Source organism: Streptomyces xylophagus (assembly GCF_000716435.1).
Lineage (GTDB): Bacteria > Actinomycetota > Actinomycetes > Streptomycetales > Streptomycetaceae > Streptomyces > Streptomyces xylophagus.
This window is the reverse complement of the sequence record NZ_JNWO01000020.1, coordinates 70,617-86,869: the sequence shown is the minus strand read 5'-3', so window position 1 is coordinate 86,869 and position 16,253 is coordinate 70,617. Positions and strand designations below refer to the sequence as shown.

Annotated in this window: 14 protein-coding genes; 5 read left to right on the top strand and 9 right to left on the bottom strand. The window is 70.0% G+C overall.

The genetic code is table 11. The features are described 5' to 3' along the window. Nucleotides 1-6 precede the first annotated feature (6 nt). Together OO70_RS35920 and OO70_RS35915 are read left to right on the top strand one after the other, a co-directional pair. A complete protein-coding gene (locus OO70_RS35920; RefSeq protein WP_199827478.1) occupies nucleotides 7-1,347 on the top strand; it encodes an aspartate aminotransferase family protein in 1,341 nt (446 codons plus the stop codon). Continuing rightward, nucleotides 1,344-2,873 carry an amino acid permease gene (locus OO70_RS35915; protein ID WP_051741955.1) on the top strand — a complete coding sequence of 510 codons (1,530 nt, stop codon included), beginning with the start codon at nucleotides 1,344-1,346 and terminating at the stop codon, nucleotides 2,871-2,873. Before OO70_RS35920 ends, OO70_RS35915 begins: the two co-directional genes overlap by 4 nt. A gap of 76 nt (nucleotides 2,874-2,949) precedes the next feature. Here the strand turns inward: OO70_RS35915 and OO70_RS35910 are convergent, their stop codons facing one another. Continuing rightward, nucleotides 2,950-4,407 carry an MFS transporter gene (locus OO70_RS35910; protein WP_043680884.1) on the bottom strand — a complete coding sequence of 486 codons (1,458 nt, stop codon included), beginning with the start codon at nucleotides 4,405-4,407 and terminating at the stop codon, nucleotides 2,950-2,952. A 137-nt stretch (nucleotides 4,408-4,544) separates the two neighbouring features. On the opposite strand from OO70_RS35910, the gene OO70_RS35905 reads away from it, so the two are divergent. Then, nucleotides 4,545-5,123, top strand: a complete 579-nt coding sequence (locus tag OO70_RS35905) for a TetR/AcrR family transcriptional regulator (RefSeq protein ID WP_043680881.1) — start codon at nucleotides 4,545-4,547, stop codon at nucleotides 5,121-5,123. Between the two features lie 64 nt (nucleotides 5,124-5,187). Here OO70_RS35905 and OO70_RS35900 read toward each other — a convergent pair whose 3' ends face one another. From OO70_RS35900 to OO70_RS35870, 7 genes are all read right to left on the bottom strand, one after another. Further along, entirely contained in the window at nucleotides 5,188-6,372 is a 1,185-nt protein-coding gene (locus tag OO70_RS35900; RefSeq protein ID WP_043680878.1) for a TerD family protein, read from the bottom strand. A 102-nt stretch (nucleotides 6,373-6,474) separates the two neighbouring features. Next, the gene (locus OO70_RS35895) at nucleotides 6,475-7,464 is read right to left on the bottom strand and encodes a zinc-dependent alcohol dehydrogenase family protein (RefSeq protein WP_043680876.1); all 990 of its coding nucleotides are present in this window, start codon (nucleotides 7,462-7,464) and stop codon (nucleotides 6,475-6,477) included. After that, a complete protein-coding gene (locus OO70_RS35890; protein ID WP_043680873.1) occupies nucleotides 7,461-8,309 on the bottom strand; it encodes a carbohydrate ABC transporter permease in 849 nt (282 codons plus the stop codon). Before OO70_RS35890 ends, OO70_RS35895 begins: the two co-directional genes overlap by 4 nt. After that, entirely contained in the window at nucleotides 8,306-9,244 is a 939-nt protein-coding gene (locus OO70_RS35885; RefSeq protein ID WP_043680870.1) for a carbohydrate ABC transporter permease, read from the bottom strand. The genes OO70_RS35890 and OO70_RS35885 overlap by 4 nt, the downstream gene beginning before the upstream one ends. Beyond that, nucleotides 9,241-10,611, bottom strand: coding sequence for an ABC transporter substrate-binding protein (locus tag OO70_RS35880; protein WP_043680868.1), 1,371 nt, complete (start codon nucleotides 10,609-10,611; stop codon nucleotides 9,241-9,243). Before OO70_RS35880 ends, OO70_RS35885 begins: the two co-directional genes overlap by 4 nt. Before the next feature lie 117 nt (nucleotides 10,612-10,728). Then, the gene (locus OO70_RS35875) at nucleotides 10,729-11,499 is read right to left on the bottom strand and encodes a DeoR/GlpR family DNA-binding transcription regulator (RefSeq protein ID WP_043680866.1); all 771 of its coding nucleotides are present in this window, start codon (nucleotides 11,497-11,499) and stop codon (nucleotides 10,729-10,731) included. A gap of 302 nt (nucleotides 11,500-11,801) precedes the next feature. After that, nucleotides 11,802-12,611, bottom strand: a complete 810-nt coding sequence (locus OO70_RS35870) for an NAD-dependent epimerase/dehydratase family protein (RefSeq protein WP_043680865.1) — start codon at nucleotides 12,609-12,611, stop codon at nucleotides 11,802-11,804. A 248-nt stretch (nucleotides 12,612-12,859) separates the two neighbouring features. Between OO70_RS35870 and OO70_RS35865 the strand changes: the two genes are divergently transcribed. Both OO70_RS35865 and OO70_RS35860 read left to right on the top strand, forming a co-directional pair. Continuing rightward, a complete protein-coding gene (locus OO70_RS35865; RefSeq protein WP_043680864.1) occupies nucleotides 12,860-13,837 on the top strand; it encodes a 5-dehydro-4-deoxyglucarate dehydratase in 978 nt (325 codons plus the stop codon). Next, on the top strand, nucleotides 13,834-14,997 hold the full coding sequence (locus tag OO70_RS35860; protein WP_043680862.1) for a hypothetical protein: 1,164 nt from the start codon (nucleotides 13,834-13,836) through the stop codon (nucleotides 14,995-14,997). Before OO70_RS35865 ends, OO70_RS35860 begins: the two co-directional genes overlap by 4 nt. Here the strand turns inward: OO70_RS35860 and OO70_RS35855 are convergent. After that, the gene (locus OO70_RS35855; protein ID WP_043680860.1) at nucleotides 14,934-16,193 is read right to left on the bottom strand and encodes an MFS transporter; all 1,260 of its coding nucleotides are present in this window, start codon (nucleotides 16,191-16,193) and stop codon (nucleotides 14,934-14,936) included. The genes OO70_RS35860 and OO70_RS35855 overlap by 64 nt on opposite strands. Between the last annotated feature and the right edge of the window lie 60 nt (nucleotides 16,194-16,253).

Sequence of the window (16,253 nt, the reverse complement as noted above, 5' to 3'; positions counted from 1 at the left end):
GTCGCCGTGACAGACACCCTCATCCATCAGGCACAGGCCCACGCCCGGGGCCGGGAAGTCCTGCTGCACGAGCCGGCGGGCGGCGATCCGGACAAGCTCACCCTCGTGAAGGCGCGCGGCTCCTTGGTGTGGGACGAGGCGGGCAAGGAGTACATCGACTGCACCGCGCAGGCCTGGTCGAACAACCTCGGCGCCAACGACCCGCGCGTCATCGAGGCGGCGATCGAGCAGACCCGGCGGATCACCCATGCCCGGCCGACGTTCCACACCCCGGCCCTGCTGGAACTCGCCGAACTGCTCGTGTCGATAGCCCCCGCCGGACTGGACCGCGTCGGCTTCACGCTGCACGGCTCGATGGCGGTGGAGATGGCGCTCAAGCTCGCCCTGCGCAACCGCCCGGACGCCCGGCACGTGGCCGTCCTGCACGACGCCTACCACGGCCGCTCGATCACCACCATGGCGGCGAGCTGGCCGCACCCGGGCAACGCCTTCGGGATACTTCAGCCGCAGTTCCTCCGGCTCCCGCGCCCCGACCTCTACCGCCCGCGCCCCGGCCTGACCGCGGACCAGGACACCGAACTGACGCTCCGGATCGTCCGCGACATCCTCACCAAGGGCACCGAAGGCCCCGTCGCCGCGCTGATCTACGAGCCCATCCAGGGCAACGGCGGCCACAACGGCTTCTCCGAGCGCTGGCACCGCGGCATCCGCGAGATCTGCGACGAACTCGGCATCATGCTGATCATCGACGAGGTGCAGACCGGCCTCGGCCGCACCGGCCGCATGTGGGCCAGCGACTACTACGGCATCGAGCCCGACGTCCTCGTCTTCGGCAAGGGCGTCGGCGGCGGCTTCCCCCTCGCCGGAGTACTGGCCAAGAACCGCTTCGCCGCCTTCCTCCCCGGCGACGACCAGCTCACCTTCGGCCAGTTCCCCATCTCCGTCGCCGCCGGCCTCGCCGCCGTCCGGGCGATCATCGACGACGGCCTGTGCGACCGCGCCGCCGCGCACGGCGAGTACGCCACCGAACGGCTGCGCGAGATGCAGACCCGCCATCCGCTCATCGGCGACGTACGCTCACCAGGACTGATGGTGTCCATCGAGCTGGTCCGCGACCGGGTCACCAAAGAACCGGCCACCACCGAGGCGCACGCCGTGTTCGAGCTGGCCCAGGAGCGCGGCGTCATCTTCGGCGAGAGCCGTTACGCCGGACTCGGCAACCTGATCAAGGTCAAGCCGCCGCTCGACATCAGCCGGGACCACCTGGCCACCGCACTCGACGTCCTGGACGAGGTGCTGACCGAGGTCGAGAAGACCGCCGGAACCACCACAGGAGAGCTGTCATGACCGCTGCCGAAGACCTGCCGGCGAGAACCACCGACGCCGACGACCTCGCGGCCCTGGGCTACGGCCAGCAGCTGAACCGGTCGATGAGCTCCTTCACCGCGTTCGCGCTCGCGTTCTCGATGGTCTCGATCAACACCGGCATCGTCACCCTGTTCATGGACCCGTTCTCGCGGGTCGGCGGCGCCGCGGTGCTGCTGTGGCTGCTCGTCCTGCCCATGGTGCTCACCCTGGTCGCGGTCTACGCCCACCTGTCCGGGCGGATGCCGATCACCGGCTACGCCTACCAGTGGTCCAGCCGTCTGGTGGGGCCGCACTTCGGCTGGTTCACCGGCTGGATCGCGCTGGTCTCCTTCCTCGCGGGCACCGCCGGGACCGCCGCCGCGGTCGGCACGGTCTTCGCCCCGGAGATCTGGGAGCACCCGACCACCCACCAGATCCAGGCGCTGTCGATCGGCTGCACACTCGTCGCCGCGGTGCTCAACATCATCGGGGTCAAGGTCGCGACCCGGATCAACAACATCGGTGCGTCGATCGAGTTGATCGGCACGTTCGTCCTGGTGCTGGTCCTGGCCGCGGGTGTCCTGGTGTTCTTCAAACACACCCAGGGACTGTCGATCCTCACCGACACCAAGCCGCTGACCGGGAAGCCGGTCACGCTGACGAGCGTCGCGCTGGCCGGTCTGCTGCCGGTCTACGTGCTGCTCGGGTGGGAGGGCGCGGCGGACCTCGCCGAGGAGACGGTCGACCCGCGCAGGGCGGCGCCACGCGCCATGTTCCGCTCGGTCGTCGTCTCCGGGATCATCGGCTTCGTGGTCTTCGCCCTGCTGGCGATGGCCCTGCCGAGCAGTCCGGCGGCCTTCCTGACCGGCTCGGAGAACCCGGTGCTGAAGCTCGTCTCGCAGCAGATCGGGCCGTTCGCCCGAGCACTGATGATCGTGGTGGCCTTCGCCTCGATCTTCGCCTGCCTCATCGCCAACATGGCGGTCGCCACCCGGATGATCTTCGCGCTCTCCCGCGACAACATGCTGCCCGCGTCGAAGGGCCTGCAGAGCGTCGGGCGGCGCAGCAAGGCACCCGTCCCGGCCATCGTCGCCGTCACCGTCGTGGCCGTCGTCCTCAACCTGCTCAACTCCGGTCTGGTGGGCAAGATCTACGCGATGGTCGGGCTCACCTACTACCTGACCTACGCGCTGACGATGACCGCCACGGCGGTCGCCGAACGACGCGGCACCATTCCCGCGGCCACTCAAGGGGTCTTCGACCTCGGCCGCTGGCTGAACCCCGTCGTCGGGTTCGCGCTCCTGTGGTGCGGCATCGTCATCGCCGTGCTCACCATCCCCGCGGAGAACAACCAGAACGCCGTGACGGTGTCGGTCGTCCTGGCCGTCGGCTTCCTGTGGTGGGCACTCGTCCTGCGACGCCGTCTGAACGCCGGTACCGCCGGGCCCCCGGGCGCATCCCGGACGATCGAGGGCGCGAGCACACGACCGGCCGAGCAGAACGCCGGTCCACCGCCGGCGCACTGAACGGACCCATGTGCTCCGGATGCGCGGACGACGACGTCCCCGCGCGTCCGGAGCGCCGATCCGTCCGACGAACCCGTCAGGAAGACCCGCTCCGGGCAGCCCCTTCGGCCTTCCTGCCGGTGATCACGAACGCCGACACCAGCAGTGCGGTCAGGGCGATCAGCGCTCCGACGCCGAACGCGCGGGCCGAGCCGTGGACGAGGACGGCGGACGGCGATCCGGTCGCGTGCCGGGTCGCCGTGCCGTACACCGTGACCAGGATGGACAGGCCGAGGGTGCCGCCCAGCCACTGCAGGGTCTGGAGCAGACCCGATGCCGAGCCTGCCTCGCGGGGTTCGATGCCCGCGAGGATCGTCGCGTTGAGGGGCATGAAGCTGAGGCCGACACCCACGCCCATCAGGACGAGCGGGCCGAACAGCCCGGTCAAGTAGTCGTCGCCGGGGCGGAGTTGCGAGAGCCAGCCCGCCGATGTGACGAGCAGGGCCATGCCGGTGAGCAGGACCGGCTTCGCGCCGAGCCGGGCGAGCAGGCGCGGCACGAAACGCACGACCGTGAACATCGCCAGCGTCATCGGCAGGAAGGCGAAGCCCGCGCGCAACGGGCTGTAGTCCAGGACCCGTTGGCAGATCAGGGTGAGGAAGTAGAACGCGCCGAACATGCCCGCAGGCAGCAGCAGGACGCCCACGTAACCGCCCGCGCGGTTGCGGCTCGCGAACAGGTGCAGCGGCATGATGGGCTGGTCCGCGCGGGACTCGACCAGGGTGAAGCCCGCGAGCAGGGCCGCCGCCGCGCTGAACCCCAACTGCGCCTGGAGGTCGCCCCAGCCGTCCGAGGAGACCCGGATGAACGCGTACACCAGCGAGGTCATCCCGGCGGTGCCGGTGAGCGCGCCCGCCGCGTCGAACCGGCCCGCGTGGCGCGGGGTTTCGGCGACGAAGCGGGGAAGCGCGAGGGCGACCGCGATGCCGATCGGCACGTTGATCAGCAGGGCCCAGCGCCAGGACGCCCAGGAGGTGAGCATGCCGCCGATGACCAGGCCTATCGAGGCGCCGATGCCGGCCATGGAGGTGTAGATGCCGAGCGCGTGGTGCCGGCGCGGGCCCTCCGGGAAGTTGGTGGTGATCAGGGCCAGGGTGTTGGGCGCGATGAGCGCCGCGCCCAGGCCCTGAAGCGCGCGGGCCGCGAGCAGCCAGGCGCTGTCGGTGGCCAGTCCGCCGAGCAGGGAGGACGAGGCGAAGAGCAGGACACCGATCGTGAGCGTACGGCGGCGGCCGACGATGTCGCCGACCCGGCCGCCGAGCAGGAGCAGCCCGCCGAAGGCGAGCGTGTAGGCGTTGAGGACCCAGGACAGGCCGGTGGGGCTGAAGTCGAGGTCCTTCTGGATGTCGGGCAGCGCGACGTTGACGACGGTGGAGTCGACGCCGACCATCAGATAGGCGGTGACGACGGTGAAGAGGACGGCGCCGAGCCTGGCGGGTCGGCGTGGTGCCGAGAGAGGATCGGCTGTGGTGGACGGTGCGGACGGGGTGGACATGGAGTTCTCCCGGTCTGGCGTCCCCGTGTGAAAGGCGTGCGGGCAGCACGGACTGCCCGCCGAAATAAGCGGGGACTGTCTCCGTTTAGTACTCGGTAAGATACGGAGAGAGTCCCCGGTTCGCAAGGAGTATCTGGATGGCGCAGGTCAGACCCATGCGCGCGGACGCCCGGCGCAACTATGAGCGACTGCTGAAGGTGGCGGCGGAGGCGTTCGCCGAGCATGGGGAGAACGCGTCCCTCGATGACATCGCCAAGCGCGCGGGCGTCGGGTCGGGCACCCTGTACCGGCACTTCCCGACCCGGCAGGCGCTGCTGGAGGCGGCCTACGTCGAACGGATCGAGGCGCTCGGGACTCGCGCCGACGAGCTCGCGAAGGAACTCCCGCCGGGCGAGGCGCTGGCCGAGTGGCTGTACGAGGTCTGCGTCGGGACGATCCAAGTGCGCGGAATGAAGGCCCTGTTGGGCTCGGCCGTCATGGACGGCAGCCAGGCCGCGCTCACGGCCTGCGCCACCTCCATGAAGGGCGCGGCACAGCGGCTGGTCGAGGCGGCGCAGCGGGAGGGGACCCTGCGTCAGGACATCGAACCGATCGAGGTCCTGCGGCTGGCCCACGGGGTGTCCACGGCCTCGGAGCTGGCGAACGGCCAAGGGAAGCACATCCGCCGCTACCTGTCGCTGCTGACGGACGGGCTACGGCCTTCGTCGGCGGGCTGAACGAACGCCGGGCGCCCCTCGCTCAGGGGCGCCCGCAGCGGTCGTAGGACTGTGTCCCTGGTGGTTACAGCGCTTGGGCCGCCGGCTTCACCATGCCGCGCACCGTGCGGGACTTCACGAAGTCGCCCATCGCGGTCATGTCCCACTCGCCGGAGAACTGCTTGACCAGCTTGGCCATCATCACGCCGGTCTGGGCCTCGGCGTTGGTGAGGTCGAAGCGGACCAGTTCCTCGCCGGTCGCGGCGTCCAGGAGGCGGCAGTAGGCCTTGGCGACCTCGGTGAACTTCTGGCCGGAGAAGGAGTTGACCGTGAAGACCAGGCCGGTGACCTCCTGGGGGATGCGGCCGAGGTCGACGACGATCACCTCGTCGTCACCGCCGCCCTCGCCCGTGAGGTTGTCGCCGGAGTGCTTGATCGCGCCGTTCAGGATCGACAGCTTGCCGAAGTAGCAGCTGTCGATGTGGTTGCGCTGCGGGCCGTAGGCGATGACCGAGGCGTCGAGGTCGATGTCCTTGCCGCGGTACGCGGGCTCCCAGCCGAGGCCCATCTTGACCTGGGAGAGCAGCGCGCGGCCGCCCTTGACCAGGGAGACGGTCTGGTTCTTCTGGAGGCTGACGCGGCCCTTGTCGAGGTTGATCTTTCCGGCGCCGAGCGGGGGTGCGGCGGGCGGGGCCGGAGGAGCGGCGGGCGCCGGAGGTGCCACCGGGGTCTGCACCGTGGGCGCGGGCGGGGCCACCGGAGCCGGGGCCGCGGCCGGCTCCTCCACCGAGACGCCGAAGTCCGTCGCGATGCCCGCCAGGCCGTTCGCGTACCCCTGGCCGACCGCGCGGGCCTTCCAGACGCCGTTGCGGAGGTAGATCTCGACGACCACCAGCGCTGTCTCGGTGCCCAGTTGAGGAGGCGTGAAGGTGGCCAGCACCGAGCCGTCCTCCGCGTTGCGGATCGTCGCCGTCGGCTCGATGCCCTGGAAGGTCTGCCCCGCGGCGTCGGGGCTCGCCGTGACGACGATCTTCTCGATACCGGGCGGCACCGCGGCCGTGTCGACGGTGATCGCGTCCGGGGACGTACCGCCGCCGGAGCGGTACGTCACACCCGGGCCGTTCGGCTGGTTGTAGAAGATGAAGTCGTCGTCCGAGCGCACCTTGCCGTCGCCGGTGAGCAGCAGGCTCGACACGTCGAGCCGCACGGGGGCGGCGACATCCACGGCCACCCGGGAGACCGGAAGAGGGATGTTCGAGCCTGGGGTCATAGCTGTCATGCCTCGTGAACGACCGAGACCATTTTGCCGTTCCCTTACCAAGTGACCAATTGGCCAAGCTTTGGAAGTACCGGCCCGAATCCCGTCGTTTCCCTAGGGAATCACTACGATCTTCCGCCCCACCCCCGCCGCGAACTGCGCCAGCGCCTCCGGATACCGCTCCAGCTCGATCCGGTCGCTGATGAAGATCTCCGGGTCGAGGACCCCGTTCGCGAACAGCTCCGCCGCCCGCTCGAAGCTGTGCAGCACCGCCATGGAGCCGGTGATGGTGATCTCCTGGTTGTAGATGCGGTACGGGTCGATCGACACCCGGGTCGCGTAGTCGGCCACCCCGAACTGGAGGAACGTGCCCGCCTTCGCCACCCGTTCCAGGCCGTCCTGGATCGCCGCCGCGTTGCCGGTCGCGTCGATCACGAGGTCCCAGCCCTGCGGCCGGTCCAGCTCGTCCGCGTTCGCCGCCGACCCGGAGACACCGAGCGTGCGGGCCGTCTCCAGGCGGGCCGGGTTCAGGTCCACGATGTCCACGCTCGCCGCGCCGGTGCGCTTGGCCAGCTCCAGCATCATCAGGCCCATGGTCCCGGAGCCGTAGATCAGGACATGCGCGCCGAGGCGGGACTTCAGGACGTCGTAGCCGCGCACCGCGCACGACAGCGGTTCGACGAGTGCCGCGTCCTGGGTGCGGACGTGCTCGGGCAGCTTCACGCAGTTCGCCACCGGGGCGAGTGCGTACTGGGCGGCGCCGCCGGCCGTGGTGACGCCGATCGCGGCCCAGCGTTCGCAGAGGTTGTTGTGGCCGTTGCGGCACTGCCGGCACTCGTAGCAGTACAGCGACGGGTCTACGGCTACTTGGTCGCCGACCGAGACCTCGGTGACCTGGGTGCCGACCGCGACGATCTCGCCGGCGAACTCGTGGCCCGGCACGATCGGCAGCTTGGGCGCGAACTCGCCCTGCAGGATGTGCAGATCGGTGCCGCAGAGGCCGCAGGCGGCGACCTCGACGACGACCTCGCGGGGGCCCGGCGTCGGGTCCGGGACCTCGGTGACGACGGCGCGGCCCACGGACTCGATGACGGCGGCCTTCATTTGACGGCTCCCAAGGAGAGGCCCTGGACCAGCTTGTCCTGGGCGGCGAACCCCGCGGCGAGCACCGGCAGGGAGACGACGAGCGACGCGGCGCACACCTTCGCCAGGAACAGGCCCTGGCTGGTGATGAACCCGGTCAGGAACACGGGGGCGGTCTCGGCGACCACACCCGTGAGGACCCGGGCGAACAGCAGCTCGTTCCAGCTGAAGATGAAGCAGATCAGGGAGGTCGCCGCGATACCGGGGAGGGCGATCGGGGCCACCACGCGCGCGAGGATGGTCGGCAGCCGCGCGCCGTCGATCTGTGCCGCCTCGATGACGGCGACCGGGACCTCGGCGAGGAAGGACTGCATCATCCACACCGCGATCGGCAGGTTCATCGACGTGTAGAGGATGACCAGGAGCCAGATGTTGTCCAGCATCCCGGCGTTCTTCGCGAACAGGTAGATGGGCAGCAGGCCGGCCACCACCGGGAGCATCTTCGTGGACAGGAAGAAGAACAGGACGTCGGTCCACTTCTTCACCGGGCGGATCGACAGCGCGTAGGCCGCCGGGAACGCCAGCAGCAGCACGAAGACCGTCGAGGCCACCGACGCGACCAGCGAGTTGATCAGCGCCGGCCAGGGGCTCGCGCCGCCTCCGGTGCCGAAGAAGTCCCGGTAGCCGTCCAGGGTGAGGGCGGCCCCGAAGGACGGCGGGTTGGTCGCCGCGTCGGTCTCCGAGTGGAAGGACGTCAGCGCCATCCAGGCGATGGGCAGGAAGAACACGATGCCGAGAACCCAGGCCACCAGGCCGAGGCCCGCTCCTTTGCGGCGGTCACGCACGCGTACGGCGATGCTGCTCATGCGTGGGACGCCTCCTCTCGGAACAGGGACGACACGACGCGCAGGGCGAAGGTCGCGATGATGATCGAGCCGATGACGACCAGGACGCCGGCCGCCGAGGCGAGGCCGTTCTCGTGGGCCTGGTAGAAGCTCTGGTAGACGGTGTAGGGCAGGTTGGCGGTGCCCAGCCCGCCGGACGTGATCGTGAAGACCGCGTCGAAGTTCTGGACGATGTAGATCGAGCCCAGCAGACCGCCGAGTTCGAGATAGCGGCGCAGGTGCGGGAGCGTCAGATAGCGGAAGACCTGCCAGTCGTTCGCGCCGTCCACCTTCGCGGCCTCGATCTGCTGCTGGTCGCGGCTCTGTAGTCCGGCCAGCAGGATCAGCATCATGAACGGCGTCCACTGCCACACCAGGGAGGCCTCCACCGCGAGCAGCGGGTTGTTGGAGATCCAGTCCGGCTGTGGGCCGCCCACATAGTGCAACAGACCGTTGAGCAGGCCGTATTCAGGGTTGTAGAGCACATGCTTCCAGAGCAGGGCCGCGGCCACCGGCACCACCAGGAACGGGGCGATCAGCAGGGTGCGGACGAAGCCCCGGCCGCGGAACTTCCGGTCCAGGAGCAGGGCCAGGAGCAGGCCCAGGACCAGGCTGGCCAGTACCACCGCCACGGTGAGCAGGACGGTCGTCCACACCGAGTGGCGCAGGTCGGCGTCGCTGAGGACCTGCTGGTAGTTGTCGAAGCCGGTGAAGTGGCGGGCCTTCGGATAGAGGGCGTTCCAGTCGAAGAACGAGATCACCAGCGTGGCCACGAACGGGAGTTGGGTCACGACGATCATGAAGATCAGGGCGGGGAGCAGGGGGGCGCGGGTGGCCCAGGCGCGCAGCCGGTCCGAGGGCTGCCGCGCGGTACGGGTCGGGCTGGTGGCCAGCGGGGCCGTTGTCGTGGCGGTCATCGTCCCTCGTACTCCTTGGAGATCTTCTCGGCGAGTTTCTGGGACTTCTTCAGGGCCGAGTCGACGGACTGCCGTCCGGCGATGGCCGAACTGATCTCCTGGGAGACCTTCGTACCGAGGTCGGTGAACTCGGGGATGTCGACGAACTGGATGCCGGGCGCGGGCCGCGGCTGCACGCCGGGGTCGTTGGGCTTGGCGCCCTCGATGGCCGCCTTCGTCATCTCCTGGAAGGCGGCGGCCTCCTTGACGTAGTCCGGGTTCGTGTACGTCGAGGCGCGCTTGCCGGCCGGCACGTTGGACCAGCCGTCCGTGTCGCCGACCAACTGCTCGTACTGCTTGCTGGACGCCCAGGACACGAACTTCCAGGCCTTGTCGGAGTTGTGGGACGCCTTCTGGATGCCCCAGGCCCACGTGTAGAGCCAGCCGGAGGAATCGGTCTTCTCGACCGGGGCGGGGACGTAGCCGATCTTGCCCTTGACCGGGGAGCCCTTCGCCTCCAGCGAGCCCGCCGCCGAGGTGGCGTCGTACCACATGGCGACCTTGCTCTGGGTGATGTTGTTGAGGCACTCGGCGAAGCCGGACTGGGCCGCGCCGGACTCACCGTGCTTGCGGACGAGGTCGACATAGAACTTCGTCGCCTGCTCGAACGCGGGGGAGTCGAGCTGCGCCTTCCAGTCCTTGGTGAACCAGGTGCCGCCGAAGGTGTTCACGACGGTGGTCAGGGGCGCCATCAACTCGCCCCAGCCGGGCAGCCCGCGCAGGCAGATGCCCTTCATGCCCGACTTCGCCCCGTCGACCTTGGCGGCCAGGTCGGCCACCTGGGTCCAGGTCGGATGCGCGGGCATCGTGAGGTTCTTCTCGGCGAATATGTCCTTGCGGTACATCAGGAAGGACGACTCGCCGTAGAACGGCTGCCCGTAGAGCTTGCCGTCGTCGGCGGTCAGGGACTCCCGCATCGGCTTGAGGATGTCCTGCTCGTCGTAGGCCGGGTCCTTCGCGACGTACGAGTCCATCTCGTGCAGCCAGCCGTTGCGGGCGTAGATCGGGATCTCGTAGTTGGAGAGGGTCGCCACGTCGTACTGGCCGGCCTGGTTGGCGAAGTCCTGGCTGATCTTGTCGCGGACGTCGTTCTCGGGCAGCACCGTGAAGTTGACCTTGATGCCGGTCTCCTTCGTGAAGTGCGGGGCCAGTTTCTGGAGTTCGACCATCTGGGGGTTGTTGACCATCAGGACGTTGATCTGGTTGCCGCCTGATCCGGCGCCGCCCGCTCCGACCCAGCAGCCGGAGAGCAGCGGGGCGAGCAGCGTCCCTACGGCGGCCAGGGCGAGCGTGGCTCGCGGCGGCCGTCGTCGGCTCTGGGTTCGCATGGATCGCTCCTGCACGTGTGGGAAGAAAAATGGGGAGAAAAAGGGTGCGCACGGGAAGGGCACACCCCTGGTGGGTGAGTTGGGATTTCAAACGGCGTGCCGGGCACTCGGGGTGCTCTAGACGCGGATGACCTGTGGCCCCAGCAGTGAGTAGCGGTGGGCTTCGGCCGACGGGAGCAGCGTGCTCGTGACGATCGTCTCCAGGGCGCCTATCTCGGCGAACCGGCAGAAGCTGACCGCCCCGAACTTGGTGTGCACGCCCGCGAACACGGTGCGCCGGGAGGCGCGGATGGCCTGTGTCTTGACCTCGCTCACGGCGGGGTCGGGGGTGGTCAGGCCGTGTTCGCGGGAGATGCCGTTGGCGCCGATGAAGGCGAGGTCGAGGACGAAGCCGGCGAGCATCTTCGTCGTCCAGTGGTCCACGGTCGCCAGCGTGCCGTGCCGGACCCGGCCGCCGAGCAGCAGCACCGAGGTGTTCTCGGACTCGGCGAGCACGCCCGCGACCGGCAGGGACGCGGTGACCACGGTCAGCGGCCGGTCCCTGGGCAGTGCCTCGGCGATGAGCTGCGGGGTGAAGCCCTCGTCGACGAAGACCGTCTCGGCGTCCCCGAGCAGCTCGGCCGCGGCGACCGCGATCCGGCGCTTCTCCGGGACATGGCTGGTGGCGCGGAAGGCGAGCGTCGTCTCGAAACCGGCGCTCTCCACGGGGTAGGCACCGCCATGGGTCCTGCGGACCAGCCCGTGGTCCTCCAGGGCGCGCAGATCGCGCCGTACGGTCTCCTTGGCCACGCCCAGCTCGGCGGCGAGCGCGGTGACGTCGACCGAGCCGGTGCGCCGCGCGGCCCGCACGATCTCCCGCTGACGTTCTTCCGCCGAACTCGTGCCCATGGCCGACACCGCCTTCCCCGCTCACCTGGAGTACTGCCCGTTCGGGCCCGGTGGGACCCTTGGGGGAAGTTCTACAGCTGGCGCGCGGCACTGACCAGGCCTGTTGCACGCCCGATGCTGCCCGTGTGTGACCGTTTACCGCGCGCTGTGCCCGTCGCGGACCTGCACGGCTGTCCGCCCGGGCGTGAGATCGGGCAGCATCCGTGCCCGAACATGCCGACGGGCGGGCCCGTTCGGTGCCCGCCCGCCGCCGCGGAGTTCCTTTTCCGGTCAGTACGGCCGATGTGGATACGGCTTTCCTGTCAGTACGGCCAGATCGGCGGATCGTTCACGAAGTGGCCGCCGAGACAGGCGTGCGCCTCGACGCCCGGCTCCAGCTCGCCCTGCTCGGCGATGATCTTCTCGGCGTACGGCTCCGAGTCGTCCCGCGGCTCGTAACCGAGCGCCCGCGCGGTCGAAAGGTCCCACCACAGACGGGTGTTGGCGGAGGAGCCGTAGACGACGGTGTGCCGCACGTCCTCGGCGGTCAGGGCAGCGTGGAAGAGGCGGGCGCCGTCGGCGGGGCTCATCCAGATCGACAGCATGCGCACGCTGCTCGGCTCCGGGAAGCAGGAGCCGATGCGGACGGAGACGGTCTCCAGGGCGTGCTTGTCCCAGTAGAGCTGCGCGAGGTCCTCGCCGAAGGACTTGGAGAGGCCGTAGAAGGTGTCGGGGCGGTGCGGGGTGTCGATGGGGATGAGGGGGTCGTCCCCTTGCGGCCTCGGCGTGTAGCCCACCGCGTGGTTGGAGGAGGCGAAGACGATGCGGGGGACGCCCTCCTCGCGGGCGGCCTCGTAGAGGTTGTACGTGCCCTCGATGTTCGACTTGAGGATCTTGTCGAAGGTGGATTCCAGGGAGATGCCCGCGAGATGGATGACCGCGTCGACGCCCCGCACGGCCTCGCGGAGCGCCGCCCGGTCGGAGAGGTCCGCGGTGATCGCGTCCGGCTCGCCCTCGATCGGCCGTACGTCCAGCAGCCGCAGGTCGTAGCCGTAGGAGGGAAGCAGGTCCCGCATCAGGGTGCCGAGCCCGCCTGCGGCGCCGGTGAGCAGAACGGTGCGGGGTGCGGGCATCCTCGGTCTCCTTGGAGTCGATCGGATCGGTTCAGACCTGCGGCCTCATCCGTGAATGATATTCACATGCATGGACAAGCTAGGGATCGGTCAGCGTGCCCGTCAAGTGTGGCGCGGACCTGGGAAATCCGCTCCCCTGTTGCTCATTCGCCCGCTTGACCCACCCTGAGGCGGCTCCTTAGGGTGAGGTTGTTCAGAGATGTAGACATGGATCAGAAGAACGTACGCGCTTGTTCAAGGGAGAGCCCGTGACGCCAGCCCCTCTCGCCGACCGGCTCAGTATCCCCAGCGGGCCGCTGTTCTTCCCCGTCACTCCGTACGGCCCCGACGGCTCCGTCGATCTCGACGTCTACCGCACGCATGTCCGCCGGGGCGTCGAGGCCGGTGCCGCCGCCGTGTTCGCGTGCTGCGGCACCGGGGAGTTCCACGCGCTGCTGCCCGAGGAGTTCGAGGCGTGCGTGCGGGCCGCCGTGGAGGCGGCGGAGGGCCGGGTGCCAGTGGTCGCGGGAGCGGGCTACGGCACCGCGCTCGCCGTACGGTACGCACGGCTCGCGGAGGCGGCCGGGGCGGACGGGCTGCTAGCGATGCCGCCGTATCTGGTGGTCGCCGGGCAGGAGGGACTGCTGCGGCACTACCGGGAGGTGGCCGGGGCGACCGCGCTGCCCGTCATCGTCTACCAGCGCGACAACGCCGTGTTCACCCCGTCGACGGTGGTCGAACTCGCCCGCACCGACGGCATCATCGGCTTCAAGGACGGCCTCGGCGACCTCGACCTGATGCAGCGGATCGTGAGCACCGTACGCACCGAAGTCCCCGGCGACTTCCTGTACTTCAATGGACTGCCGACCGCCGAACAGACCCAACTCGCCTACCGGGGCATCGGCATCACCCTCTACTCCTCCGCCGTGTTCTGCTTCGTCCCCGAGATCGCGCTCGCCTTCCACCGGGCGCTCGCGACCGGCGACGACACCACGGCCAACCGCCTCCTGGACGGCTTCTACCGGCCGTTCGTCGAACTCCGCGCCCAGGGCCGGGGTTACGCCGTCTCGCTCGTCAAGGCGGGAGTGCGGATGCGGGGGCTGGACGTCGGCGAGGTCCGCCCGCCGCTGACCGAACCGACCGAGGACCATGTCAAGCAGCTCGCCCAACTCATCGAGCGCGGCTACACGTTGATCGAGTCGGAGATCGGGTCGCAGATCGAGTCGCGGATGGGGGAGGACGCGTGAAGGCATCGGCATTCGTCTACCCCTGGGACGTCAACGGCGACCCGGAGGCAGGCACCAGGATCGCCGAACTCGGCGTCCAACAGGCGACCCTCGCCTCGGCCTACCACTCCACGCGCGCGTTGACCCCCCGTCACCCGCGCCACCGCATCGTCACCGCCGAGCACGCGGCTGTGCTGTATCCGCCGGACGCCCGTTGGGAGGGACGGGAGTTGAGGCCGTACCCGGCCGGCGACTGGGCGCCCGGTGATGCCTACGGGGAGGCCGCCGCAGCCCTCGCGGACGCGGGCCTCGAGGTGCACACCTGGGTCGTGCTCGCCCACAACTCCCGTCTGGGAGCGGAACATCCGGACACCTCGGTGGTCAACGCCTACGGCGACCGCTACCCCTGGGCACCCTGCGTCGCCCAGCCCGCCACGCGCGGGTACCTCGTCGACCTCGCCGCCGAGGCAGCCGTACGCCCCGGCGCGCAGGGCACCGAACTGGAGTCCCTCGGCTGGTACGGCCTCACCCACCTGCACGCCCACGACAAGACCGCCGGCATCGGCCTCGGAGACGCCGGCCAGTACCTGATGGCCCTCTGCTTCTGCCCCACCTGCCGACAGGGCTACGGCGAACAGGGCGTCGACGCCGAGGAGTTGGCGTCCGCCGTACGCACCGCGCTGGAACCCGTGTGGCGGGGGGCGCCCTCCGACGGCGGCTGGGCGGGGGTCGGGAAACTCCTCGGCGAGGCGAACGCGACGGCCACCCGCGCGTGGCGCGACGACCGGGCCCGCACGCTCCAGGAGACGGCGGTCGCAGCGGTCCGGGCCGCCGCGCCCGAGGGCTTCCAGGTACTGCTGCACGCGGACCCGGAGTCGTACCACTGCGGCGCCAACGCGGGCGTCGACCCCGCGCACATCCTCACGGTGGCCGACGGCGTGGTCGTCCCCTGCACGGGCGGCGCGGGCCTGCTGACCCCGTTCGCCGAACAGGGCCGGGACGGGGCGGTGTTGGCGGCCAACTTCACGGTGGTGTCCGGGATGGGGGGACGGCCGGGGGCGCTTGCGGCGGACGCGGAACGGGCCCGGAGCCTCGGGGCGACCGAACTGCGGCTGTATCACGCGGGGTTGGCGTCGGAGGGGGACTTGACGGAGGTGCGATCGGCGCTGGCCGGGCGCTGAGCCGGGGGCGTGCCCGCCCCAAGCAGCCCCAGTGACGCGCCCGTTGTGAGCAGCGCCAGGCCGATCAGGATCAACAGCAGCCGGTAGTCGACCAGTTCGACCAGCGCCGCCCCCGCCGCCAGCCCGATCACGTTCGGTGTGAAGATCAGGGTGTTGGCGGTGGCGGTCGCGCGGCCGAGCAGCGGACCCGGCAACTCGCCCTGCACGGCGGTGAACGCGGCGATCAGCACGCACGGCAGCCCCAGCCCGATCGCCGCGCTGCACGCCAGGACCACCGGGTCGGACGGCACCGCCCGTGCGGCCACCGCGACGGCCATGAGGGCGATCCCAGCCGCCCCGAACCGACGCGCGCCGAGCCGGCGCAGCGCGGGCCCGGAGACCAGTCCGACCGCCACGGAGCCGGCGCCCTGGGCCATGTACAGCACGCCGGTGTATGCCGGGGCGTGCCCCAGGGCGTCGACGACGGCGTAGATCGTGCTGCTGCTCAAGGACGCGAGGAACATCGTGGTCCCGCCCGCCAGGACCAGCGGGCGCAGCAGGGGGTGCCGCCACAACTCGCGTACGCCTTCGGCGGTTTGCGTCCGCCAGGTACCGGCGGGGCGTTCGGGCCGCTCCTCGTGCGCACGGACGAACAGCCACAGGCCGGCCGCCAGCACGAACGTGACCGCGTCCAGGGCGGCCACCGTGGGCCCGCCGAACGCCGCGTACAGGCCCGCGCCCGTCAGCGGTGCCACGAGCTTCATGCCCTCCACGGCCGTCATCCGCAGCCCGTTGAAGTCACCGAGGAGGTCCCGGTCGACGACGGTGGCGAGGAGGGCCGACTCGGCGGGGTCCTGGACGACGATGGTGGTGCCGTAGACGAACAGGACGGTGAACAGGAGCCACAGGCCGGCGCGGGAGTCGACGCGGAAGAGGGTGAGGAGGAGGGCGGCCAGGCCGAGGTTCGTCCGGACCAGCAGCGGCTTGCGGCGGACACGGTCGGCGATCGTGCCGAGGGCCGGGCCGAACAGGGTCGGCGCCCAGACGGCGAACACGCACAGCGCGGCGAGACCGTTCGAGCCGGTGAGGTCCTTCACCCACACGCCGGCCGCGAGCCCCAGCGCGGACGTGCCGAAGGCGGACACCACCAGGCCCGTGAAATACAGCCCCGCGTTGCGGTCCCGCAGGATGCGGGTCACCGTCCAGTTTGTCGTCATGCCTGGTCATCGTGGGTCTAAGGCGGGGGAGGCGGCATCGGGCAGGTGCCGTAGAAAGGT